General features: G+C 58.3%; 25 protein-coding genes and 1 riboswitch. Of the genes, 16 read left to right on the forward strand and 9 right to left on the reverse strand.

Translation table 11 applies throughout. From position 1 onward, the window contains the following. The first annotated feature begins 17 nt into the window (after nt 1–17). The 7 genes from H7848_RS03245 (at nt 18) to H7848_RS03270 (ending at nt 5254) form a co-directional block, all read left to right on the forward strand. Nucleotides 18–1025 (forward strand): ABC transporter substrate-binding protein, encoded by a 1008-nt coding sequence (locus H7848_RS03245; RefSeq protein ID WP_208347917.1) that lies wholly within the window; start codon nt 18–20, stop codon nt 1023–1025. Beyond that, on the forward strand, nt 1026–1820 hold the full coding sequence (locus H7848_RS03250) for an ABC transporter ATP-binding protein (RefSeq protein ID WP_208347918.1): 795 nt from the start codon (nt 1026–1028) through the stop codon (nt 1818–1820). Next, nucleotides 1817–2581 carry an ABC transporter permease gene (locus H7848_RS03255; RefSeq protein ID WP_208347919.1) on the forward strand — a complete coding sequence of 255 codons (765 nt, stop codon included), beginning with the start codon at nt 1817–1819 and terminating at the stop codon, nt 2579–2581. Before H7848_RS03250 ends, H7848_RS03255 begins: the two co-directional genes overlap by 4 nt. Nucleotides 2582–2791: 210 nt before the next feature. Continuing rightward, nucleotides 2792–3112, forward strand: coding sequence for an ArsR/SmtB family transcription factor (locus H7848_RS03260; RefSeq protein ID WP_208347920.1), 321 nt, complete (start codon nt 2792–2794; stop codon nt 3110–3112). Between the two features lie 45 nt (nt 3113–3157). Then, nucleotides 3158–4207, forward strand: coding sequence for a permease (locus tag H7848_RS03265; protein ID WP_208347921.1), 1050 nt, complete (start codon nt 3158–3160; stop codon nt 4205–4207). A 58-nt stretch (nt 4208–4265) separates the two neighbouring features. Beyond that, on the forward strand, nt 4266–4652 hold the full coding sequence (locus tag H7848_RS19715; protein WP_237072556.1) for a hypothetical protein: 387 nt from the start codon (nt 4266–4268) through the stop codon (nt 4650–4652). 56 nt (nt 4653–4708) lie between these two features. After that, nucleotides 4709–5254, forward strand: a complete 546-nt coding sequence (locus H7848_RS03270) for a phosphotransferase (RefSeq protein ID WP_336512059.1) — start codon at nt 4709–4711, stop codon at nt 5252–5254. Between the two features lie 6 nt (nt 5255–5260). On the opposite strand, the gene H7848_RS03275 is transcribed toward H7848_RS03270, so the two are convergent. Next, the gene (locus H7848_RS03275; protein WP_208347922.1) at nt 5261–5671 is read right to left on the reverse strand and encodes a hypothetical protein; all 411 of its coding nucleotides are present in this window, start codon (nt 5669–5671) and stop codon (nt 5261–5263) included. A 134-nt stretch (nt 5672–5805) separates the two neighbouring features. Here H7848_RS03275 and H7848_RS03280 point away from each other — a divergent pair, with 134 nt between their 5' ends. Continuing rightward, complete coding sequence (locus tag H7848_RS03280; protein WP_208347924.1) at nt 5806–6798, forward strand: SMI1/KNR4 family protein; 993 nt, start codon at nt 5806–5808, stop codon at nt 6796–6798. Nucleotides 6799–6818: 20 nt separating this feature from the next. On the opposite strand, the gene H7848_RS03285 is transcribed toward H7848_RS03280, so the two are convergent. Next, complete coding sequence (locus tag H7848_RS03285) at nt 6819–8021, reverse strand: pyridoxal phosphate-dependent aminotransferase (protein WP_208347926.1); 1203 nt, start codon at nt 8019–8021, stop codon at nt 6819–6821. Between the two features lie 86 nt (nt 8022–8107). On the opposite strand from H7848_RS03285, the gene H7848_RS03290 reads away from it, so the two are divergent. The 3 genes from H7848_RS03290 to H7848_RS03300 are packed head-to-tail and all read left to right on the forward strand — an operon-like array spanning nt 8108 to nt 9339. Then, on the forward strand, nt 8108–8500 hold the full coding sequence (locus H7848_RS03290; RefSeq protein WP_208347928.1) for a helix-turn-helix domain-containing protein: 393 nt from the start codon (nt 8108–8110) through the stop codon (nt 8498–8500). Continuing rightward, nucleotides 8500–8784 carry a succinate dehydrogenase assembly factor 2 gene (locus tag H7848_RS03295; RefSeq protein WP_208347933.1) on the forward strand — a complete coding sequence of 95 codons (285 nt, stop codon included), beginning with the start codon at nt 8500–8502 and terminating at the stop codon, nt 8782–8784. Before H7848_RS03290 ends, H7848_RS03295 begins: the two co-directional genes overlap by 1 nt. A gap of 57 nt (nt 8785–8841) precedes the next feature. After that, a complete protein-coding gene (locus H7848_RS03300; RefSeq protein ID WP_208347935.1) occupies nt 8842–9339 on the forward strand; it encodes a MarR family winged helix-turn-helix transcriptional regulator in 498 nt (165 codons plus the stop codon). 419 nt (nt 9340–9758) lie between these two features. Here the strand turns inward: H7848_RS03300 and aroC are convergent, their stop codons facing one another. After that, nucleotides 9759–10859, reverse strand: coding sequence for a chorismate synthase (gene aroC, locus H7848_RS03305; RefSeq protein WP_208347943.1), 1101 nt, complete (start codon nt 10857–10859; stop codon nt 9759–9761). A gap of 92 nt (nt 10860–10951) precedes the next feature. Next, a riboswitch (TPP riboswitch) is annotated at nt 10952–11052 on the forward strand. 40 nt (nt 11053–11092) lie between these two features. Here aroC and H7848_RS03310 point away from each other — a divergent pair. The 3 genes from H7848_RS03310 (at nt 11093) to thiQ (ending at nt 14416) form a co-directional block, all read left to right on the forward strand. After that, the gene (locus H7848_RS03310) at nt 11093–12076 is read left to right on the forward strand and encodes a thiamine ABC transporter substrate-binding protein (protein ID WP_208347944.1); all 984 of its coding nucleotides are present in this window, start codon (nt 11093–11095) and stop codon (nt 12074–12076) included. 128 nt (nt 12077–12204) lie between these two features. Beyond that, a complete protein-coding gene (locus H7848_RS03315; protein ID WP_208347945.1) occupies nt 12205–13734 on the forward strand; it encodes a thiamine/thiamine pyrophosphate ABC transporter permease ThiP in 1530 nt (509 codons plus the stop codon). Continuing rightward, entirely contained in the window at nt 13721–14416 is a 696-nt protein-coding gene (gene thiQ / locus H7848_RS03320) for a thiamine ABC transporter ATP-binding protein (protein ID WP_208347946.1), read from the forward strand. Before H7848_RS03315 ends, thiQ begins: the two co-directional genes overlap by 14 nt. Before the next feature lie 137 nt (nt 14417–14553). Here the strand turns inward: thiQ and hemP are convergent, their stop codons facing one another. The 3 genes from hemP to cobS form a co-directional block, all read right to left on the reverse strand. Then, the gene (gene hemP, locus H7848_RS03325) at nt 14554–14724 is read right to left on the reverse strand and encodes a hemin uptake protein HemP (protein WP_208348255.1); all 171 of its coding nucleotides are present in this window, start codon (nt 14722–14724) and stop codon (nt 14554–14556) included. A gap of 2 nt (nt 14725–14726) precedes the next feature. Next, nucleotides 14727–14885: a hypothetical protein gene (locus H7848_RS03330; protein ID WP_208347947.1), complete on the reverse strand. Its 159-nt coding sequence runs from the start codon at nt 14883–14885 to the stop codon at nt 14727–14729. 121 nt (nt 14886–15006) lie between these two features. Further along, nucleotides 15007–15777 (reverse strand): adenosylcobinamide-GDP ribazoletransferase, encoded by a 771-nt coding sequence (cobS, locus tag H7848_RS03335; protein WP_208347948.1) that lies wholly within the window; start codon nt 15775–15777, stop codon nt 15007–15009. 73 nt (nt 15778–15850) lie between these two features. On the opposite strand from cobS, the gene cobT reads away from it, so the two are divergent. Continuing rightward, on the forward strand, nt 15851–16867 hold the full coding sequence (cobT, locus tag H7848_RS03340) for a nicotinate-nucleotide--dimethylbenzimidazole phosphoribosyltransferase (protein WP_208347949.1): 1017 nt from the start codon (nt 15851–15853) through the stop codon (nt 16865–16867). A 4-nt stretch (nt 16868–16871) separates the two neighbouring features. Here cobT and H7848_RS03345 read toward each other — a convergent pair whose 3' ends face one another. From H7848_RS03345 to H7848_RS03355, 3 genes are all read right to left on the reverse strand, one after another. Next, the gene (locus tag H7848_RS03345; RefSeq protein ID WP_208347950.1) at nt 16872–18425 is read right to left on the reverse strand and encodes a calcium-binding protein; all 1554 of its coding nucleotides are present in this window, start codon (nt 18423–18425) and stop codon (nt 16872–16874) included. After that, nucleotides 18395–19237, reverse strand: coding sequence for a hypothetical protein (locus tag H7848_RS03350; RefSeq protein ID WP_208347951.1), 843 nt, complete (start codon nt 19235–19237; stop codon nt 18395–18397). Before H7848_RS03350 ends, H7848_RS03345 begins: the two co-directional genes overlap by 31 nt. A 167-nt stretch (nt 19238–19404) precedes the next feature. Next, nucleotides 19405–20379 (reverse strand): formylglycine-generating enzyme family protein, encoded by a 975-nt coding sequence (locus H7848_RS03355; RefSeq protein ID WP_208347953.1) that lies wholly within the window; start codon nt 20377–20379, stop codon nt 19405–19407. A gap of 172 nt (nt 20380–20551) precedes the next feature. Here H7848_RS03355 and carB point away from each other — a divergent pair, with 172 nt between their 5' ends. Further along, a complete protein-coding gene (gene carB / locus H7848_RS03360; protein ID WP_208347955.1) occupies nt 20552–24010 on the forward strand; it encodes a carbamoyl-phosphate synthase large subunit in 3459 nt (1152 codons plus the stop codon). Nucleotides 24011–24449 lie beyond the last annotated feature (439 nt).

Raw genomic sequence — 24449 nt, forward strand, 5'->3', positions numbered from 1 at the left:
AAAAACAGGAGGTCCCCATGATCAAAGCGACTTTGACAGGCATCGTCACCGCGATGTCGCTGGCAACAGCTGCAATAGCCGACACCGAAATACCCTTTGCCCTGGACTGGAAATTCGAAGGCCCCGCCGCCGCTTACTTTCTGGCCATCGACAACGGTCATTTCGCCGAACAGGGTCTAAGCGTTGAAATTTCGGCCGGACAGGGGTCGCTGGATGCCATTCCCAAGGTCGCCACGGGCGCGTTTCCGTTCGGCTTTGCCGATATCAATTCGCTGATCAAATTCCTGGACCAAAACCCGGGCGCACCGGTGACCGCCGTGATGATGGTCTATGACAAACCACCCTTTGCCGTCATTGGGCGCAAAAGTCAGGGGATCAACGGCATCGAAGACCTGGAAGGCTCTGTCCTGGGTGCACCGCCCCCCGATGGCGCCTGGGCGCAGTTTCCGATCTTTGCCCAGGAAAATGACATCGACGTCAGTACCATCACCGTCGAACCGGTGGGCTTTCCCACACGCGAACCGATGCTGGCCGCGGGCGAGGTCGACAGCGTGACCGGTTTTTCCTTTTCGTCGTATCTGAACCTTGTCCGTCTTGGCGTGCCCGAAGATGACATCACCACCATCCTGATGGCCGATCACGGGGTGGAACTTTACGGCAATGCGATCATCGTCAACACCGATTTTGCCGAGGCCAACCCCGAAACCGTCACTGACTTCCTGACAGCCGTAGCCGCCGGATGGCGCGATGCGATTGCCGATCCTCAGGCGGGGGCGGCTGCCGTTATTGCCCGTAATCCCGCCGGTGACGTCGAACTGGAAACGGTCCGGCTGCAACTGGCCATTGGGGCGAATGTTCTGACCGAACATACCGCTGAAAATGGCATGGGGCGGATCGATGCGGATCGTTTTGCAAGGGCGCTGGTGCAACTGGCCACGACCTATGAATTCCAGAACACCACCGACGCGCCGCAGTATTTCACCAATGATTACCTGCCCGCGGCAGAGTTGCTGATGCTGCAATAAATGCCTGTTCCAATCGAGCTACGTGCCGTCAGCCACGCCTACAAGACCGACAGCGGCCCGTTGCCGGTCTTGCGGGATCTTAACATCAAGATGGCCGAGGGCAGTTTTACCGCTGTTGTCGGCCCGTCGGGGTGCGGGAAATCGACGCTGACGCGACTGATTGCGGGCCTGATGCGCCCGGACGAAGGTCAGGTTTGGCTGGGCGGTGAAATCGTCACATCCCCCCGTGCGACGGTTGGTATGGCGTTTCAGAACCCGGTCCTGCTGGAATGGCGGTCGATTTTACAGAACGTCATGCTGCCGCTTGAGATCGTGAAGAACAAACTCAGCAAGTCCCAACGCGAGGACCGCGCGCGTCAGTTGCTGGCGCTGGTGGGTCTTGAGGGTTTCGAAGACAAACGCCCGTCCGAGCTGTCAGGCGGCATGCGTCAACGCGCATCCTTGTGTCGATCCATTGTCCATCGCCCGCAGGTTTTGATTTTGGACGAACCCTTTGGCGCGCTTGATGCCTTTACCCGCGAAGACCTATGGCAAACGATGCATGATTTGCGGTCCGAAGAACCCTTTACCTGCCTATTGATCACCCACGATCTGCGCGAAAGCGTGTTTCTGGCCGATGAGGTCGTGGTACTGTCGGGTCGCCCCGCCACAGCACAGTATAAACTGACCGTCGATTTGGGGGACAATCGCAAAATCGATGATCTGTATACCGCCAAGGCAGTCGACATGCTGGCCACGCTGCGTCATCAGATCGAAGTTGCCCAGGGCCGTGCCCCGGCGGAGGCTGCTGAATGAAAATCTTTCGCAAAATCGCCGTGCCCATCCTGGCCATCCTGATTTTCCTGGCGCTCTGGGAATGGCTGGTCTGGTTCAATAACTGGCCGAACTACAAAATGGCTTCGCCTTCTGATCTTTGGCCAGCCTTCTGGCGGTTCCGGTGGCTGTTTTTGGAATACGGCTGGCAGACGCTGTGGCGCACGGTCGCGGGTCTGGGTCTGGCGGTCGTCGTGGGCACCTTGATCGGCATGGTCATGGGTTTTTCCCGCACGGTGCGCGAAGGCCTTTACCCCCTGCTGGTCGGCTTTAACGCGATCCCCAAGGCGACCGTTGTGCCGGTCATCGCGCTGATCTTCGTGGGCCAACACGACATGAACACCATCTTGATCGCCTTTATGATCAGCTTTTTCCCAATCGCGGTGTCGGTTTCCATCGGTCTGTCCACGCTGGAACCCGAATACCGCGACATCCTGCGGTCGCTCGGCGCATCGCAATTCATCGTCTTCTGGAAAATCGCCCTGCCGAAAACACTGCCCGAGTTCTTTGGAGCGCTGAAGGTGGCCGTCACGCTGGCCTTTATCGGCACCAACCTGATGGAGATCGTCGAACCCCACGGCAAAGGCCTGGGCCACCTGTTCGACAGCGGCAAGATCAACGCAGACTACCCACTAATGTTCGCCGTCCTGATCGCGCTGGCCGTGCTGGGGATTTTGCTGTTCTATATCGTCGTCGCGCTGGAAAAGGTTTTTGCCGGTTGGGCCGAACGAACAGCGCACTAGGCGTCGTTAAACATCGGATTATCGTGCAATAAATTAGGGTTCCGGCCCCCGACAACAGGCGTGTGACCCCGAAGTCGGCACATTCCGTCAAATGGCCAGATATGAAAAAAACGAAAGCCAAAAGGTCGATATCGGTATTCTCAACGCCCGGTCGCAGAAGTGGATTCAATAAGATATTTACAAAACTAGAATTATAGTTATTTTAGCCCTATGACAATGACCAGCCCAAACGCCCGCGCCCTTGCCGCCCTTGGACATGACGCCCGTCTATCGATCTTCCGCCTGTTGGTGAAGGCCGGTGAAGATGGGTTGAGGATCATGGATATTGGTCAGCACCTGAACATCAGCCCCTCGACCCTGGCGCATCACCTGTCGATGCTGGTCGATGCCGGTCTGGTCACTCAGCAAAAGCGGGGGCGCGAGGTGTTCAATCGCATCGACTATCCCGCCATGCATCAACTGGTCGATTTTCTGACCTCGGAATGCTGCACCGGGGTCAAAGTGATCGCCGTGGCCGAAGACACTGCTTAGGGCCTTCTTTTGCCCTAAAACAACTATAAACCTAGAGGTATCGAAATGTCAGACGCCACGATTTCCGCAAAAGGCCCGATATCCTGGATACAGTATCTGTGGCGGCATGAGCGCGTCTGGATTGTCACCGTCCTGATCCTGGCCTTGCTGGCAATTTTCGATCCAGGACAGGCCGCAAGCAGCACGGTTTTCGCAGGCAAGGCGCTATTGCATACGGCACCCTACCTGATCCTGTCGATCAGTATCGCGGCCTGGGCGGGGGCCACTGGTGCAGACAACCTGATCGCGCGGGCCTTCACTGGCGCGCCATTGCTGATGATCCTGATGGGCGCTTTGGCGGGCGGGCTGTCGCCCTTTTGTTCCTGCGGCGTTATTCCCCTGATCGCAGCGCTTCTGGCGATGCGCGTGCCGTTGTCTGCGGTAATGGCGTTCTGGCTGGCCTCGCCCATCATGGACCCGTCGATGTTTTTCCTGACGGCTGGTATGCTTGATCTGGAATTTGCGATTGCCAAGACGCTGGCGGCTATCGGGTTGGGGTTGTTCGGCGGTCTGACCATTCATGCCTTGTCCGGCAGCGCCATATTGGCCAATCCACTGCGCGAGGGTGTCGGGAATGGCGGCTGTGGCGCGTCGGCCGTTCGATCACCAAAACCTGTTGTCTGGCAGTTCTGGACGCAACCCGAACGGCGCGCGCGTTTCGCGCGGGATGCCCTGAAGACCACGCTGTTTCTTTCCAAATGGCTGACGCTGGCCTTTGTGTTGGAAAGCCTGATGCTGGCCTGGGTCCCCGCCGAAACCGTCACAGCCGCATTGGGTGGCGAAGGGCTGATGCCGATCTTTGTGGCAACGCTGGTGGGTGTGCCCGCCTATCTGAACGGCTACGCTGCATTGCCACTGGTCGGCGGCCTGATCGATCAGGGCATGGCGCCGGGGGCAGGACTGGCCTTTCTGGTGGCCGGCGGCGTGACCTCGATCCCCGCAGCAATGGCCGTTTGGGCCCTGGCACGGCCCCCGGTCTTTGCACTTTATATCGCGCTGTCGCTGACCGGCGCCTTTGCCGTCGGGCTGTTGTTCCAGGGTTGGAGCGTCATTTGACCGCTTGATCGCCAGACCGATAACGGTCCGTTCACAAGATGGCGCTATAGACAAGGCAATGAAACCATACAAACTGTTTGACTGGGACAAGGCGCAGTACGATCGCCGGTTTCTGAATGCCTGCGTGCGGGAATTTCGGGATGCGCAGTTTCCGGGCACCCGGCTTGAGGTCGAGCGTATCTATCAGGCCAAGGATTACCCGCGTGAGCGGCATGTGTTCAAACTGTCCAACGGCACCCAGGATTTTGCCCTGAAAACCGACACGACGGCAGATCAGAGCGGGCGTTTGCGCAGCGAATATTCCAACCTGCAGCGGGTTCATCAGCACTTCAAAGACTGCGCCACGTTTGCTGTGCCGCGCCCCGTTTATCTGGCCCAGGACGGCCGCTTTCTGGTGACCGAGTTTATTCAGGCCCCACCGCCAATAGACAGATCAGGCGGCTGACCGACCCGGATCAGATAAACCAGATCTTTCGGCAGGCCGGCGAATGGCTGAACCATCTGCACACTATTGGCCCCGGTGAACAGGTGCCCTTCTGGCCCAAATGGATGCTGACCAAGATCGACAGCCTTGTGGCCGAAGAAAACCCCAAAGCGCCTGCGTCGCTTTATAACGCGCCGCTGCATCGCATAAAGCAAGGGGTCAATCGTCTGCGCGGCACGCCCGATCTAAAGCTTGAGGCCCATGGCGATTTTCACGGAAATAACCTGTTGATCGGGGGGGATAAGACCTATGGCGTCGATTTCACCGAACTGACCCGCAAGCTGGCAGTCTATGACATTGTCGATCTGATCAAGATGGATTTCCGTCTGGACCATGACGCGGGTAATATCGGCCCAAGCGGGTTGTCGCGCGATACTGAGGCATCATTCTTCAGCGCCTATCACCATGCCATCAACCGCGAGGTTTTTGAATTTTGCATGCAGGCCCATCTTCTGATCAGTTGGCTGACGGTTTCGGTCGAGGCCTATGAAAGATCGGCCAACAAGCGCGCGAAATACCACCGGCTGGAAAGACGCCTTGGCGCAGCCGATCTGATGGGCTGACGCCGCCTAAGACTGCGGTTTATCCTTCAACAACCGGTCTGCCTTCTTGCGCACCAGAACGGATCGCAGGTCGTGCATCGCCAGCAAAAGTGCATCGGTGACGGCCTCAAGCTGATCGGACGTCGCCTTGGACTGCGCCCACTGCGTTGTCAGGTTCAGGTGATCGACCGTCCGCAGAATGTCGTCCACATCGCGTTCGGCCAGCAAGACAATCCGTTTCGCAAGCCAGTCCTGAATGGCCGCCATTTCATGGTCCGTCAGCACATGCTTGCCCTGAGGCTTGATTTCGCCGTTCTTCACGTTGACGACGGCGATCTGGTCCAACTCAATCCGGCGCTGGCGATTTTCGGTATCAACCCGAAACACCGCAGCCCCGTTTTCGCGTATCCGAAAGTAGAATTCTGGCAGTTCGTTCATTTTTTTACCTGCAGCGGGCCGGACTTTTGGGCGACCATGCAGTGAATGGCGCGGTTTGACAACTGCCCACAATTGAACAATCAATCGAGTGTGATTTAACCAATACCTTTAATTGCTATTTCAAGAGGATTTTCATGCCACACCCCGAAATTCGCCGAGCCAGCCCCGCTAGACAAGACAGCGATGGACTTTTTCAACTGACCGGAAATTGGAAGGGTCGCCCCATGCCCATTTGCACCGGCGAACATCCGGCCGTTTCGATCGTATTGAAAAGTGATGACGATGAAACCAATGATCCGATGACCCTTACGGTGCAGGCTTTCCGCCCGGACGGGACACCACAAACCAACGGAGCAAACGTTACATTTCGTCCTGGTCAGGCGTGTATCTATGACTTTGGGTTCAGCTTTACTGACCCGGCGCGCATTCACAAGGTGACGGTCAAGGCGCAACAGGTGGACAACCCCGGCAACTCAACTGAATTGCTGCTGGAACTTTATTGCGGTGAGTATGCAAAATTTGGCACAGATATGGCTGCTCACCCGGCGACAGACGCACAGATTGCCGATTTGCAAGCACAAGTTCCACATGCGCTTTGTGACGACCATCTTGCATATCTACGGCAAGTAAACGGCCAATCCTATGTTTGGTGGCAAAGCCCTGAGTGGAAGACAGATGATCCATTTTATGAGGAATTAGCCGATTTAAGTGAAGAAGCAGAGGCAGGTGATATCGGTTTGCTTCGCGATATCACAGATATTTTCGGCCTTGGAACTGATATACCCGGTCTTGGTTACCCAGAGCGGCTTGGCGAGATGGGCTTTTTTGAAAAATGGTTTCTGGATTATGTTATTCCCGTCGGTGTGGATGCCGGGGGAAACCTGATCGTGCAGGCGCTCTCGGGCGAACGGCGCGGTCGTATCTTTTTCTACGATCATGAATACCACTATGGAATGGCTGATGAGGTCCGAAAGGCCGTTGAAAAAGATGGTCCCGAGATGTTCTGGAATATCATGGAGGAAGAAGCGCTTTTGCCGTGCGCAAAAAACTTCTCAGAAATGACGTCAAAGCTTGAAACGCTTCACACCGAGTTCATGAACAAACTGGCAGGATATCGTAATATCTGATGTTGCAGCATGGTGTGTCGTTAGCTCAGTGCAGCGCAGAAGGCCTGGATGCGGGTGCAGGCCTCTTTCAAAGTCTCATCATATGTGGCGTAGCTGACCCGGAAGTTGGGCGATAATCCGAAGGCGGCCCCAAACACAACCGCCACGCCCTTTTCTTCCAGAAGGGCGGTCGCGAAGACCTCGTCATTTTCAATGACTGTACCTGCCGGGGTCGTCTTGCCGATACAGCCTGCAATCGACGGATAGACATAAAACGCGCCTTCGGGTGTGGGGCAGGTGATGCCGGGTGCCTCGTTCAGCATCCCGACCACCAGATCACGGCGGCGTTTGAAGATGTCGTTGTTGCCGGGGATGTAATCCTGCGTACCGTTCAGCGCCTCGACCGCGGCCCACTGGCTGATCGAGCAGGGGTTCGAGGTGCTTTGCGACTGCACCTTGCGCATCGCCGCAATCAGCTGTTCCGGCCCGCCCGCATACCCAATCCGCCAGCCGGTCATCGCATAGGCCTTGCTGACCCCGTTGCAGGTCAGCGTACGGTCGTAAAGCCCCGGTTCCACCTGCGCAGGGGTGCAGAATTCGAAACCGTCATAGACCAGATGTTCGTACATATCGTCCGTCATCACCCAAACATGCGGGTGCCGCATCAGAACATCTGTTAGCGCCTTCAGCTCGTCCCAGGTATAGCCAGCGCCGGTGGGGTTCGAGGGCGAGTTGAAGATGAACCATTTGGTCTTGGGCGTGATCGCGGCCTCAAGCTGATCAGGGGTGATCTTGAAACTGTTTTCCAGCGTCGCCTCAATCGCCACTGGTTCACCACCCGCCAGCAGCACCATATCGGGATAGCTGACCCAATAGGGCGCGGGGATGATCACCTGATCGCCCGGGTTCAGCGTGGCCATCAGGGCGTTATAAAGGATCTGCTTGCCACCTGTGCCGACACTGATCTGGGCAGGCGCATAATCCAACCCGTTATCACGCTTGAACTTATCGCAAATCGCCTGCTTTAACTCAGGTATCCCATCGGGGGCTGTATATTTCGTCTTACCCGCTGCAATCGCCGCAACCGCTGCATCCTTGATATTCTGCGGCGTGTCAAAGTCAGGTTCACCCGCACCCAAACCGATGACATCCTTGCCCTCGGCTTTCAACTCACGCGCCTTATTGGTCACCGCAATTGTCGGCGAAGGCTTCACCCGGTCCAAAGTCGCTGACAAAAAGGCCATCTGACACTCCTGATTTGATGTTCCAGCCCAGCTGTCTTAGGTTGCAACGCGAATGCGATCAAGCAGGATGACCCGGAAAGGACAGCATGTCGAACGCAGCAGACGATTGGTACAGCCCCGAAACATCAACCTTTGGGGATCGCGTGGCAGGCGCACGGGAAAGCGCAGGAATGACACAAGCCCAATTGGCTAAGCGGCTTGGTGTCAAACTGACCACCCTGCGCGGATGGGAAGAAGATCTGTCAGAACCCCGCGCCAACAAGCTTCAGATGTTGTCGGGTGTGTTGAATGTATCACTGACCTGGTTGCTGAATGGCGAAGGGGACGGCGTCGACGCTCCGGTCGATGATATCGAACTGCCTGCAGATCTGAACGATCTGCTGTTGGAAATCCGGCAACTTAAGGCGCAGTTCAGCAAATCGGCTGACCGCCTGGCGCTGGTCGAAAAGCGCCTGCGGACGACGTTGAAGGCCCAGTGATGACTGAACCACATGAGGCCCGCTTGAAACGGCTGCGCATGCGCAGCTGGCGGCGCGGGATCAAGGAAATGGACCTGATTCTGGGCCACTATTCCGACGCGCGCCTTGATCAGATGACATCGGTCGAACTGGATCTTTACGATGCGATGCTGTCGGAAAACGATCATGATCTTTACCAGTGGGTCAGCGGTCAGCAGCCCACACCGCTGCAATATCTGGACCTGATCACCGGGATTTCCGCCTTTACCGCCGAAATGCAGGGGACAAAAACAGAACCCTCTTAACCAGATGGTAGCGACTTCGCCGTTAAAGCTGATTCTAAAGAAAAGGCGGAGAGCACGATGAGCATTCATTCACAGATGGAGACGACGACGCAGCGCGACTTCATTGGTACATATCTTGACACACTGGCGCTGGTGGAACGTCTGCACCGGCTTTTGCTGGATGTGATCAAGGATGAATTTGAACGGCTGAACATACTGGACATCAACGCGGTACAGGCGCTTTTGCTGTTCAATATCGGCGATAATGAGGTAACGGCCGGCGAACTGAAATCTCGCGGTTATTATCAGGGCTCGAACGTCAGCTATAACCTGAAAAAACTGGTCGACATGGACTACATGCACCATCAGCGTTGCGAAATCGACCGCCGTTCTGTGCGTGTTCGCCTGACAGACCGGGGCCGTTACATTCATGGCGTTGTGCGCGAACTGTTCGAACGCCACGCCGACGGGCTTATCGGCAAAGACGTGATTGATGTGGATGGAATGGACACGATCACCAATTCGCTGCGCCGGATTGAGCGGTACTGGACCGATCAGATTCGCTATATCTACTGATGGCCGACATTATCCGCCTGCCTTATCTTCGTGACTGTTTGGGGGGCTCTGCCCCCGCGCCTATCGGCGCTCCCCCGGAGTATTTTCACCAAGAAGAAGATATGATACGCAATAAATGTCTTCTTCTTGGCAAAAATACTCAAATCCCGCCGTACGCTGCTATAAGCCGCTGTTAGTATCTCTGGCCTAAAACGCGTCCCACGACGTCGGACAATAAATTGGTTTTCCAGACCTTGTGTTTTGGACTGACACCCCAGATCACAGGCCACCTGTACGAAAATCATGCATGAGATCAACGAAGGTGGGGGACTGACATCCCCGATCCGGTCAACCAGCCTAAAGCGGGCGGCGCCGCCTTTCTTTATCAGATCAGATAGACCCACCCCGCTACCGATCCGGTCGCGGGGCCATGGGCGTTGTCAGCCAATCTGCCCGCGGTTTTCCCCGACCTGCCCGCGATGCAGCAGTAGATGATCCAGAATCACACAAACCATCATCGCCTCGCCCACGGGAACCGCGCGGATACCAACACAGGGATCATGACGACCTTTTGTTACGATTTCGGTCGCCTCACCCGATTTGGTAATCGTCTTGCGCGGGGTCAGAATCGACGACGTCGGTTTGACCGCAAAACGCACCACGACATCCTGACCAGTGGTGATCCCGCCCAGCACACCGCCCGCGTGATTGCTGCTGTATTCCGGCCCGTCCGGCCCCATCGTGATCTCATCAGCGTTATGGTCACCCGTCAGCATCGCCGCAGACATGCCTTCGCCAATCTCAACCCCTTTGACCGCGTTGATCGACATCATGGCCGCGGCCAGATCGGTGTCGATCTTGCCATAAACAGGTGCACCCAGCCCCGCGGGAACGCCACGTGCGACAACCTCAATCACCGCCCCGACCGAATTGCCGGATTTCCGCAAATCATCCAGATACACCGCCCAATCCTGCGCCGCCTGCGCATCAGGCGTCCAGAACGGATTTTCGTCAATCTGATCCCAATCGAACCGCCCGCGGTCAATTTCATGCGCGCCCATGCAGGTCATATAGCCCTTGATCTGCACCCCCGGCACCAGCACCGCCAAAGCCGCCCGCGCCAGACCGCCCGCAGCCACCCGTGCCGCCGTTTCCCGGGCCGAGGATCGCCCGCCACCCCGATAATCACGGATCCCGTATTTCTGCCAGTACGTGATATCAGCATGACCCGGACGAAACTTATCCATGATCTCGGAATAATCCTTGGACCGCTGATCGGTGTTGCGGATCATCAGTTGCACCGGCGTACCGGTCGTCTGCCCCTCAAACACACCCGACAGAATTTCGACCTCATCAGGTTCGCGGCGCTGCGTGGTGTATTTGTTTTGCCCCGGTTTCCGGCGGTCCAGCCACTGCTGCAGCATCGCGGCATCCACCGGCACACCGGGCGGGCAGCCATCCACCGTCGCACCCAAGGCGGGCCCGTGGCTTTCGCCCCATGTCGTCACACGAAAAAGGTGGCCGAAACTGTTCATACTCATCGCAAACGCTCCTTAACTTCACGCATCTAACGGCGCGGGCCCGGACGCTCAAGCGGTTTCGACTTGCCCCCGCCGGGCCAGATGTTACATCTGACGATACCTCGGGGTGCCGATCAAAGGCTGAGATGCGCAAAGCGAACCCGTTGAACCTGAACCGGTTAACACCGGCGGAGGGAAGGTTACTGGACACGCCTCCAGCCCCACTTCCGCCTGTGGCAATGATGGAGAGCGAGATGAGATCTTTGATATATGCCGCAGGATTTTGTGCCACCGCCAGCGTCGCGATGGCCGAAACCCCTGTTCTGACAGTTTACGCGCCTGACTATTTTGCGTCCGAGTGGGGCCCCGGCCCCGCGATTGAGCAGGCGTTTGAGGCAACCTGCGCCTGCGATCTGCAGTTTGTCACGGGCGACGTGCTGCCCCGGCTGCTGCTTGAGGGCGAACGCACCCGCGCCGATGCCGTGATCGGGTTGAACACTGACGTCACTGCACGCGCGCGCGCCACCGGATTGTTTGCGCCCCACGGTCAGGACACCAGCGATCTGACGATGCCGATCGACTGGACGGACGAGGTTTTTCTGCCGTTCAACTGGGGTCACACGGCGTTTATCTATGACACGACGCGCATGGATCAGCCGCCCGCTAGCTTTGATGACCTGCTGGCCGCGCCTGATGATCTGAAGATCGTCATTCAGGACCCGCGCAGCTCAATCTCGGGTCTGGCGCTGATGTTGTGGGTCAAGGCGATCTATGGCGACGGCGCGGAAGAGGCCTGGGAACAGTTGCAGCCCAATATCCTGACCGTGACCAAGGGGTGGTCGGAAAGCTATGGCATGTTTACCGATGGTGAGGCTGATATGGTGCTCAGCTACACGACCAGCCCGGCCTATCACATCATTGCCGAAGGGGATGATACGAAACAGGCCGCGATTTTTGATGAGGGGCATTATTTCATGGTCGAACTGGCCGCGCAGGTTGCAGGCACCGATCAGCCCGAACTGGCGCAGGCGTTTATGGATTTTATCCTGAGTGAGGCGTTTCAGTCGATCATCCCTGAGGGCAATTGGTCATTCCCTGCGAAACTTGAGGCCGACAAACTGCCCGAAGGGTTTGAGCAACTGAAGCTGCCGGAAAAGGTTTTGTTTTACAGCGAGGAAGAGGCAGAGGCCCTGCGCGGTCCTGCACTGGAAGAGTGGCGGCGTGCGTTATCGCGGTAAAGTCCCGCCCGGTGGGCACCACCGGGCAGCGCCCGACCCGCCCCCCAGGGCGGGCGCTTTCAGCACCCACCCTCGGGCCGGTCGCTGCCCTCGTCACTTAGTTTTCAGATGTTCGCGAGACTAAAATTATGTCGAAGCTCACCGGCTGGACATCAATCGCCGTCCTGTTACTCCTCAGCTTCGGCACCCTCGCCGCCGTGCTGTCGCGGGCCGAGGGGCTAACGGCCATCAGTAGCGATGACTGGCGCGTTCTGCGGTTTACGCTCTGGCAAGCCAGCCTTAGCGCCGTGATTAGCGTGATCTTGGCCATCCCGCTGGCCCGCGCCCTGGCCCGCCGACAATTCCGGGGGCGCGGTCTGTTGATCACGCTGATGGGTGCACCCTTTATCTTGCCGGTGATCGTCGCCATTCTGGGGCTGCTTGCCATTTTCGGACGAAACGGACTGATCGCCACCATCACGGGGCTTCCGATCCAGATCTACGGCTTGCAGGGCATTCTGTTGGCGCATGTGTTCTTCAACCTGCCGCTGGCCACGCGCCTGATCCTGCAGGGGTGGCTGGCCATTCCGGCCGAGCGCTTTCGGCTGGCCGCTAGCCTCGGCTTCCGTCCCACCGACATTGCCCGCCAGATCGAATGGCCCATGCTGCGCGAAACGGTGCCGGGGGCTTTTCTGGTGATTTTCCTGATCTGCCTGACCAGCTTTGCCGTCGCGCTGGCCTTGGGGGGCGGACCGGCAGCGACGACGATCGAATTGGCCATTTACCAAGCGTTCCGGTTCGACTTCGACCTGGGCAAAGCCGCGCAACTGGCCGCGCTTCAATTTCTGGTCTGTGGCATCGCGGGGGCGGTGGCCTTGAAGCTCGCGTTGCCTCAGGTCACGAGCGGCGGGCTGGACCGTGCCGTCGAACGATGGGATGCGCGAAATCCGTGGCTGAGGGCGCAGGACGCCGCGATCATCGCCTTAGGGGCGCTGTTCCTGCTGACCCCCCTGACCATGGTGATCCTGCGCGGCGCAGCGGGCGCGTTCGAGATGCCAGCGACCGTTTGGCAGGCTGCAGGCCGGTCCGTTTTCGTGGCCATCATTGCCACCACCCTGTGCATGGCCATGGCGCTGGCACTGGCGTTTTGGCTGAACACGCTGAACAGGGGGCGCCTATGGGTCGAGGGGATCAGCCTGCTGGCCATCGCGGCCTCGCCCCTAGTCATTGGGACGGGCATGTTCATTTTGCTGTTCCCGTTTGTCGATCCCACCCGCGTGGTCCTGCCGATCACGGCGCTGGTGAATGCCGCCATGGCGCTGCCTTTTGCCCTGCGCGCGCTGGTTCCGGCCGTCGCACAGACCGAGGCGCAGTTCGGCAGGTTGGCCGACGCGCTGGGGATGCGGGGCTTTGCACGGTTCCGTTACCTTTACCTGCCGCGCTTGCGCCGGGCGCTCGGGTTTTCGGCCGGATTGACCGCCGCACTGGCCATGGGCGATCTGGGGGTCATCGCACTGTTTTCCGACCCAACCCGCGCGACCCTGCCGCTTGAGATGTATCGGCTGATGGAATCCTATCGGCTGGAGGCAGCGGCGGGGGCCGCGCTGTTGCTGCTGGCGCTTAGCCTGTTGGCCTTCTGGATCTTCGACAAAGGGGGCCGCGCCAATGCTGACGCTTGAGGGGCTGCGGATTGATCTGGGCGATTTTCATCTGGGCGCTGATCTGACCGTTGCGAAGGGGCACAGCATCGCGGTGATGGGACCATCGGGGGCGGGCAAGTCGACGCTATTCAACGCCATCGCCGGATTTTTGCAGCCGTCAGCGGGCCGCATTCTGTGGAACGGCGCAGATATCACAACGCGCACGCCCGCGGATCGGCCCATCGCGTTGCTGTTTCAGGACAATAACCTGTTTCCCCATCTGACGGCGTTTCAGAATGTGGCCCTTGGTCTGCGCCCCGATCTGCATCTGACGCCCGCACACAAGGATCAGGTGATGCAGGCGCTGGACAAGGTCGGGCTGCGCGGGTTTGAGGATCGCAAACCCGGCGCATTGTCCGGTGGGCAACAAAGCCGCGTGGCGCTGGCACGGGTTATGCTGCAGGCCAAACCTCTGATCCTGCTGGACGAACCCTTTGCCGCGCTTGGCCCCGCGTTGAAAGCCGAGATGCTGGATCTGGTGAAGCAGACCGCCCGCGATAACAACGCGACACTGCTGATGATCACCCATGATCCGAAAGACGCAGAACGCATTGCCGATCAGATCATCGTGGTTGCCGATGGGCAAGCTAACCCGCCCGCGCCTGCGGCTAAGGTGTTGGCCCATCCCCCGGCAGCGCTGCGCGATTATCTTGGTTTATAGAGGTGCTATATCCGCAGGGCAGCGCCCGTCCGCGGGTGGGCGAGAAGCGCCCGCCCATGGCAGGAGGTCGGGCGCTGCCCGGTGGTTTACACCGGGCGATGAAGGTTTTGCAAAGACCTCTTTCAAAAGATATATTTTCACTTTGTCAGGATCAGCTTGCCTGCCCGTGTAATCCGCAAGACATAGACCTGATTGTCCAGCACGATCTGAGCTTGCACGCCATCTTGCACCAGCATGCGGGCATCATAGGTGGGCAACTGTTTGGGGGCGTCGACCGTAGGTTGCGGGACAAAGGACGTGGGCTTCATATTCATGGCCGACCCTCGATCCGATCCAGCAACAACTCGACACGCAGCTCGCTTGAATAGGTGCCTTCGGACAGCACGTTCGCGATCTCACGCCAACAGGGTTTCAGATCCCGTGCCAAACTGTCATTCCGTCGCAGGGGGTGCGGATGTGGGGCGTCCATATGAACCTCCAAATGATTTCGTTGGTTCCGGGCTTCCCTGAAATGGGGTGGCTGGGAGATCTGTATTAATATCTGACTAATTTAGTAAGACTTGTCAACTGCCCTTTGGTCACCTGGGTCGTCAGGCGGTAAAATGCCATGCTAGTGTCAGCAGCAGCATGATTTCACTGACCTGTTGCGACGCGCCAAGGATGTCGCCCGTTTGCCCGCCGATTTTGTGGCGCGCGATCTGCCCGACGATCAGCGTTGCAATGACCGTGACGCCACCCAGCATCAGCCCCACATCGGGCGTGGCCATCAGAAAGGTCGCGCCAAGGGCCACCGCAATTGCTAGCATCATGGTCGCCGCCTTTGGCCGCCCCACGCCCGCAGACAGGCCGGTTTCGCGTGCATTTGGCAGCCAGCCCATCAGGATGACCATCGGCACACGGCTGAGCGTTGCGATGACGACCAACAGCACGACACTGTGTTGCAAAACGTGGATCAGCGCGATCCACCGCAGTAGAAACGACAGGATCAACGCGATAACGCCATAGGTGCCGATATGGCTGTCTTTCATGATCTCAAGCCGCCGGTCACGATCCCACGTGCCCCATAGGCCATCGGCGCTGTCGGCCAAGCCGTCTTCGTGCAGGGCGCCGGTCAGTATCACCTGGGTAAACAGAATCAGCCCCCCCGCGACCGAGGCATCGACACCCAGGGCGATCAGGCCAAATGCCATGACCATGACCAGCCATCCGACAATTGCACCCACCAGCGGAAAGGCCCAGGCGCAGGCCGCGCCACGCGCCGTTGCACGACCCGCATCGACGCGGATGGGCAGCCGTGTCAACAGGCCCAAAGCCGCAGGAATATCAATGAATTGGATCAAAGGCCCCTGATCGCGTGACATTGCCGTCTTTCTATCGCATGAAACGGTCGGAACAGCTTTAGCACATCGCGCGGCGGCAGCAATGAGAGGTCACATGACAGACGCCTTTTCCACCCTTGATGATTTTCGCCGCCTGTTGTCGGAGCTGCCAGACGCCGACACGGACGCGCAGGCGCAGGCGGCGTTGCGGAACACTCAGCTGACCAAACCGCCGGGTGCTTTGGGCCGGTTGGAAGAGCTTGCGATCTGGTACGCGGGCTGGCGCGGCATGGCGGCGCCGACGATAAATGCGCCTCAGGTCATCGTCTTTGCGGGCAATCACGGGGTCGCGGCGCAGGGTGTGTCGGCCTTTCCGCCCGAAGTCACCGCCCAGATGGTTGCGAATTTCGAACAGGGTGGTGCGGCGATCAATCAGCTGTCCGATCTGCACGGGTGCCGCATGGATGTGCACGCCCTGTCGTTGGATCGACCGACGGCGGATTTCACACAGGCCCCTGCAATGGACGAGGCCGAGGTGGTCGAGGCCCTGAACATCGGTTGGACTGCGGTCGACCCTGGTGCCGATGTGGTGATCGTGGGCGAAATGGGCATCGGCAACACGACCGCTGCCGCTGCTGTGGCTGCCGGTCTTTTCGATCGCGATGCCGCGCGTTGGACGGGCCGTGGCACCGGCGTTGATGATGCGGGGCTGCAGCTGAAGACCCGCGTTGTAGCTGCGGGGCTTGCGCAACATCGGGCGCATCTGGATGATCCGCTGCAGGTGCTGCGCTGTCTGGGTGGGCGCGAACTGACGGCGATGGCAGGGGCCATTGCCCGCGCACGCGCTGAACGCTGCCCCGTTATGCTGGACGGGTTTATCTGCACCTCGGCCGCGGCCGTGCTGGAAAAAGCCCAACCCGGCGCATTGGATCATGCCATCGCAGGCCACCAAAGCGCCGAGGCCGCGCATGCCGACCTGTTGGCGGCCCTTGGCAAAGAGCCGCTGCTGTCACTGGGCCTAAGGCTGGGCGAAGGATCAGGCGCCGCAGTTGCCCTTGGCATCCTGAAAGCCGCGCTGGCCTGCCATTCGGGCATGGCGACCTTTGCCGAGGCAGGCGTCAGCGGGGCATAAGTGCTTAGACCAGGACCAGATCGTCTGCCAGACCGTTTGTCGACCCAAGCCCCCGCAGCGTGATGACCTGATCACCGCCGAAGTCGAAGACCACGTCATTCCCAACCACGCTTGCGAATTGCTCGATCACCTGACTGGCTGTCAGGGTACCTGCCCAGAAATCCTGCCTGAGTGTCAGGCTGTCCAGCCCAAGTTCAAAATCACCGATAACGTCATTCTGCGGCGCTTGCGTGAAGATGAAACTATCTTCGTCGGCACCCCCGTACATCGTGTCGCTGCCACCTGCGTCATAAAGGATGTCTTGGCCGCTGCCGCCGAACATCAGGTCATTGCCAGCCCCACCGCCAAGGGCGTCGTTGCCCGCACCGGCGTACAAACTGTCATTACCGTTTTCGCCCCAAAGTCCGTCTGCTCCATCGCCTCCGTGAAGGACATCATTTCCATCAAAGCCGGACAAAGTATCATTGCCTGCACCGCCAAAAACGTGGTCATCGCCACCACCGGCACTTATTGAATCGTGCCCGACGCCACCGTCCAGCCGGTCATTCCCGGCTTGGCCAAAGATCGTGTCATTACCGTTTCCGCCCCATAGCTGATCAGCCCCGTCGCCGCCAAACATCGAATCGTCGCCATCTAGCCCGTAAATGGCGTCATCACCCGTTCCGCCCCAGACGGTGTCGTTTCCGCCGCCTGCGAACAGCAGATCGTTTCCATCCCCTCCGCCAAGGACGTCGTTGCCGATACCGGCGTAGATCGAGTCATTGCCCGTGTTGCCCCAAAGGCTGTCGGCCCCGGCGGTATCTGCCAGCACATCGTGGCCCCAGCCACCGCTGATCGTGTCGTTGCCCGCGCCACCTTCCAGAATATCATCGCCGCCCAAGCCATTCAGCAGATCGTTGCCCAGATGTCCGGCCAGAGTGTCACCATAGTTGCTGCCGATCAGTTGGTCTGCAATCGCGTTGAAACGATCGCCTTCGATATCGACACCGGTGCCGACGATCACCCGGATCTGGATCATCTCATAGGCGCCAAGGGTGTAGTCGAAGTTCCAGTCCTGTGCACCCAGACCCGCAAAACCAAGCGCCGTCATATGCGAAATGGACGCGTCAGAGAGAAACTCGGTGCCGCTGTCCCCGGGGGCGGCGCCCAGCACCGTGGCATAGATATAGGCGTCTTGGGCGTAGTAGTCGGACAGATCGATATCCAGCGCGATGTCACCATCGGCGCCGGACACGAAGTAGCTGGTGTAATTGTCGCCGTCCTGGAAGTTATAGTTATAGCCGATCTGGGTCGTCCCATCCCGCAGCCAGATATCATCACTCAGCAGGCGTGACCCGACCAGAGCGTCAGACAGCATCGAAAACAGGTATCCGGTCGGAGTATAGTGATCACCATTGCCTTCACGCGGGCTGAGGCCACCAGGACTGGGGTTCGTCTGTGTTGACCAGAGCATCGACAGATCGACACCGTTTTCCATCATTTCGCCAAAAATCCGCATCAACGGCGCGCTGCGCATAAGGCCGGTGATCAGCGTATTGTCCGCGCCATCGTCGCCCACATTCCATTCGGTGACTGCGATATCGACATCGCGGCCAGGGCGGTCGACCAGACATCGGAAATCATATCCAGACGGCGGTCGGCACCACCACCAATGCCCAATGGGTCGCCCGAGTTGTTTACGCCATAGATATGCGTGATAACCCCGTCGATCAGGGATGGATCATCCTGAAAGGCCGCGGCCAGCATATCGTTGCTTTCGGTCGTGTCGTTGCGACCGGCCTGCGCCAGCAGCGTGACATTGCCGCGCTCCCCCAGCTCAGCCGCGACCTCATCAATCCAACCGGCGACAGTGGCCTGAAATTCGGCAAACTCTTCGACGGTCCAGTCAAATCTGGTCTGGTACCACTCATTGCCCAGTTCCAGCGTGACGGTATCGATATTGCCGTATGCGTCGGTCAGAAGGGCGCGGATAAAGTCCTTGTACTCAGCTTCCGCCTCGGGCCGGACCTGGCGCGTTGTTTCATCGAAATAACGATAGGTCGGCAGGACGATCACGGGGTTTGCATCGATCTCATCGCAGTAGTTTACAAAATTACTTAGCGTTTCGAGGTTTCTGGTGTCGCCGTTGTTATCAATAACGTTCGTTCCGGTGGTCGCGTCGGGGTCGGTGATGTCGAAAAACTGTTCCGCAATCGTGCCGCCGGGATAGCGGATGTAGCTGACGCCCGTGCTTTCGATCACACTGCGAAAATCCGATCCCTCTGCCGTGCGGTCGGTATGAAACAGCATGTTTGTCCCAAAATGCGCCTCGGTTACCCAGTCGCTGGCAAACCCACCGCTGGTGTCCAAAGAAATGCTGACGTTATACATGTTGTGATCCTGTCCCGTTTTGCTTGTCGCTCGGGCTAGGTCTGAATGGTTAACGATCGGTTAACTCTGGCGGTCCACCCGAGGGTGACGCGGCTGACGTTTTTGGTTTGCCCTTACACTGTTAGTAAATCGCTTGAGTGTGACGAAACGAGCGTCAACCAGCTTACCTACTGCTGCGTCAAATCTCGTACAATGCGGAAACCCAGATTGTAATCACGACGGCTTTCTTTTGGCTGTGTACTACTCGCAAGGCGGACGCCATCCATCGCAGTTGTGAATGCACCGCCTTTGGCTGTACGACGACACGTTGTTTGTGATTGCGCAAGCTGCAGATAAGCGCTTGCTGTCGCTAGTCCGACATGGGCTTCTGTCGAGCAAGATTGGGTCCACTCGCGCACATTTCCGGACATATGTCGCAAACCCCAAGCATTTGAGGCGTCGAGTTCATCGACACGTACTGGCATGCGCCGGTTTGTCAGGTGCGTCATAGGCTCTTGTTGGATGGTTTGCCTAACGTGTTCCGTTGCGGCGCGTGAAAAGTTCGCCTGATCTGCCGACAACTCATCGCCCTGGGCAAATCGTGTTTCTGTACCGGCCCGCGCCGCATATTCCCACTCAGCCTCAGTAGGCAAGCGATAGACATCAGCCCCGATCTGGGTGTTCAGCCAGGTAACATACTCCTGTATATCCCAATAAGACACGTCAATCACAGGATGCATGGGCCCAAGTGCCACACCCCCCCGGCGAAATACAAAAAGAGTATGATCTGGATTATGCGTACAGCCGCCGCCCTCAACACAGGCCATCCATTCGGCGTGCGTGACCTCATTCCGTCCAATCGCAAAGGGGATGTCAATCTGAACCCGATGACGCGGATGCTCACTTGGAATGATGTTTATTTCATCCGGTGCTCGCACCCGCCCGGTCGCCCCGTCGCCGTAGAAATCAAACGGGTTGCGCGATTCACCCGGTATCGCACCCATCATGAAAGATCCAAGCGGCATGACGATCATTTCAGGACAAACATCACATTCCCGAAATGTTTCCAAAGGCTGGACAGTGCGGCCGTCTGAAAGTGTGTAGGAAACATTGTCCTGAGCGACCGCTGAAATGGGCAACAGCGTAACAAGTGCAATAAGCACTGCTCGGCATATGTTTATCGTCAGATGCGTTAATGACACCACAAATACCCCCTAGATGCTCAACATTGTGTCAATGGGTATACTGTCTGGTTCTGCTGGCCAGTGGTTTGCCCTTGCGTCTGCGCGCGTGTTGCCTATAACCCACGACAATTTGCGCACACCGGGGTCCGTCATGCCGAAAAGAACCGATATCTCGTCCATCATGATCATCGGAGCGGGGCCTATTGTGATCGGGCAGGCCTGCGAATTTGACTACTCAGGCGCGCAGGCGTGCAAGGCGCTGCGCGAGGAAGGTTATCGCGTAATCCTGGTCAATTCGAACCCCGCCACGATCATGACAGATCCGGATATGGCCGATGCGACCTATATCGAACCGATCACCCCAGAGATCGTCGCGAAGATCATCGAAAAGGAACGCCCCGATGCGCTGTTGCCAACGATGGGTGGACAGACGGGGCTGAACACCTCGCTTGCGCTGGAAGAGATGGGCGTGCTGGAAAAATTCGGGGTCGAGATGATCGGCGCCAAACGTGATGCGATCGAGATGGCCGAGGATCGCAAGCTGTTTCGTGAAGCGATGGATCGGTTGGGGCTTGAAAACCCCAAAGCCACCATTGCCAACACCATGGAAGAATGCATGGCCGCCATTGATTATGTTGGCCTGCCCGCGATCATTCGCCCGGCCTTTACCTTGGGCGGCACCGGCGGCGGCGTGGCGTATAATCGGGATGATTATGAACATTTCTGCAAATCCGGTCTGGACGCCAGCCCCGTCAATCAGATCCTGATCGACGAATCCCTGTTGGGTTGGAAAGAATTCGAAATGGAGGTCGTGCGTGACAAGGCCGACAACGCGATTATCGTTTGTGCCATAGAAAACGTTGACCCCATGGGCGTGCACACGGGTGATTCAATCACTGTGGCCCCGGCCCTGACGCTGACCGATAAGGAATACCAGATCATGCGCAACGGCAGCATCGCCGTGCTGCGTGAAATCGGGGTGGAAACCGGCGGGTCAAACGTGCAGTGGGCCGTAAACCCCGAAGATGGCCGGATGGTCGTGATCGAGATGAACCCGCGCGTCAGTCGGTCGTCTGCGCTGGCGTCCAAAGCCACGGGCTTTCCCATCGCCAAAATCGCTGCAAAGCTAGCCGTTGGGTACACACTGGACGAGCTGGATAACGACATCACCAAGGTGACACCCGCCAGCTTTGAACCGACCATAGATTACGTCGTCACCAAAATCCCGCGCTTTGCCTTTGAAAAATTTCCAGGCTCAGAACCCTATTTGACCACTGCGATGAAGTCCGTGGGCGAAGCGATGGCGATCGGCCGTACGATCCACGAGTCCCTGCAAAAGGCGCTGGCCTCGATGGAAACCGGCCTGACCGGCTTTGACGAGATCGAGGTTGAGGGCATGCCCGCCCCCGACGCCCGCACCTTTGGGGCCAGTGACGATCCGGTCATCAGCCGCATCATCGTGGGCAAGGACGCCGACGCGCAGACCGCGATTGACAAGGCCCTGACGCGGGCGCTGGCGCAGCAAACGCCAGACCGGTTGCGCGTGATTGCCGAGGCGATGCGCTATGGCTTCAGCGATGACGAAATCCACGATCTGACCAAATTCGACCCCTGGTTCCTGGCCCGTATCCGCGAAATCATCGGGGCCGAGGTGCAACTGGCCAAAGACGGCCTGCCCACCACGACGGAAGAGTTGCGCGCGCTGAAAATGCTGGGCTTCACAGACGCCCGCCTAGCCCACCTGACGGGCCGGACCGAGGACAACGTCCGCCGCGCGCGCCAGAACCTGGGCGTCACGGCTGTCTTCAAACGCATCGACACCTGTGCGGCCGAGTTTGAGGCCCAGACGCCCTATATGTATTCGACCTATGAGACCCCTGTGATGGGTGATGTCGAATGCGAGGCCCGCCCGAGCGACCGCAAAAAGGTTGTCATTCTGGGTGGCGGTCCCAACCGTATCGGGCAAGGGATCGAGTTCGACTATTGCTGCTGTCATGCCTGTTTCGCCCTGACTGACGCGGGATACGAGACGATCATGATCAACTGCAACCCCGAAACGGTCAGCACCGATTATGACACCTCGGACCGGCTGTACTTTGAGCCGTTGACGTTCGAACACGTGATGGAAATCCTGCGGGTCGAACAGTCAAACGGCACCCTGCATGGGGTTATTGTCCAGTTCGGCGGCCAGACGCCCCTTAAGCTGGCTAATGCGCTTGAGGCTGCGGGCATCCCGATATTGGGCACCTCGCCCGATGCGATTGATCTGGCCGAGGACCGCGAACGTTTTCAGGCGCTTGTGCAGAAGCTGGGCCTGAAGCAGCCGCAAAACGGCATCGCCCATTCCGATGCGGAGGCGCTGGAAATTGCGGGTCAGGTTGGCTTTCCGCTGGTCATCCGCCCGTCCTACGTTCTGGGTGGCCGCGCGATGGAGATCGTGCGGGATACGGCGCAGCTGGAACGCTATATTTCCGAGGCCGTCGTGGTGTCGGGTGACAGCCCCGTGCTGCTCGACAGCTATCTGTCGGGCGCTGTTGAGATTGACGTCGACGCGCTGTGTGACGGCACCCGCGTGCATGTCGCGGGGATCATGCAGCATATCGAAGAAGCCGGCGTGCACTCAGGCGACAGCGCCTGTTCGCTGCCCCCCTATTCGCTGGATGCCGACACAATTGCCGAGCTGAAAAAGCAGACCGAGGCCCTGGCGCTGGCCCTGAATGTTGTGGGTCTGATGAACGTGCAATTCGCGGTCAAGGACGGCCAGATCTACCTGATCGAGGTCAACCCCCGCGCCAGCCGTACCGTGCCCTTCGTGGCCAAGGCCGTGAACAGCCCCATCGCGACCATCGCCGCCCGTGTGATGGCGGGTGAACCGCTGACGAACTTTCAAACCGACGAGAGGGACGCGCCCGACCTCGGGGGGGCGAACGCCCTCTCGTCGAACCAAAGGTTCGCTTCCAGCGAAACGGGGAGGTCGGGCGTGGCCCGTGCCGCTGGCCCGGGCCGGTCCGCGGCAGGCGAGGCCGTTTTAAAGGATCCGCAAATCGACACCTTCGCGGTGAAAGAGGCCGTCCTGCCCTTTGCCCGCTTCCCCGGCGTCGACACGATCCTGGGCCCCGAAATGCGATCCACAGGCGAGGTCATGGGCAGCGACCCGAACTTTTACCGCGCGTTCCTGAAGGCACAGATGGGCGCGGGTACAGACCTGCCCCAGGGTGGTTCGGGCAAGGTCTTTATCTCGATCCGCGACGCCGACAAAACCGATATGATGGTTGAAGCCGCGCAGACGCTGACCGATCTGGGCTTTCCCATCATCGCCACCCGCGGCACCGCCCGCTGGCTGACCGATCAGGGTGTGGCGTGCGAGACGGTGAATAAGGTCTATGAAGGCCGCCCGAACGTGGTTGACCAGCTAAAGGACGGGCAAATCGTTTTGGTGATGAACACAACCGAGGGCGCCCAAGCGGTCGAAGACAGCCGCGACATCCGCGCCGTCGCGCTTTACGACAAAATCCCCTACTTCACCACCGCCGCCGCATCTCACGCGGCTGCTTTGGCGATGAAAGCACGGGTTGAGGGTGATGTTGAGGTGATGGCGCTGCAGGGGTAAGCGCCAAATCCGTGTAAGTTATGTAATCCTAAAACATGGCCCGCTTTCGAGGAGGGTGAAGCGTGACCTCGTAGCGGCTATCATGCAAAAACAAAATAACTGCACTTATATCTTGTTGGATAAATCTGTGGATAACTCTGAAAACGTAATTGACCCAGCTGATATGGTGTGTCACCATATGTGGTAGGTACGCCTTTTCGAGGCGCGTTATGCGGTGTAGCACTTGACTCATCAGTGCTACCTGATCCAAAATTCTAATCGACATTTCGTAGAATCAGTGACGCCGTCATGGCGGCAACCAGACGGCGTCTTTGACTGCGAACCGCTTAAACCAGAAGGTCGACGCGGAACCTCTTTGTCATATTGAAATGAATCTCATTTCGTAGAGTATTGTCAAGTCGGCCTTCGCAAATCTTAATAAAGGGCTGATTATGGCTTA

The organism is Pseudaestuariivita rosea (assembly GCF_017592335.1).
GTDB lineage: Bacteria > Pseudomonadota > Alphaproteobacteria > Rhodobacterales > Rhodobacteraceae > Parasulfitobacter > Parasulfitobacter rosea.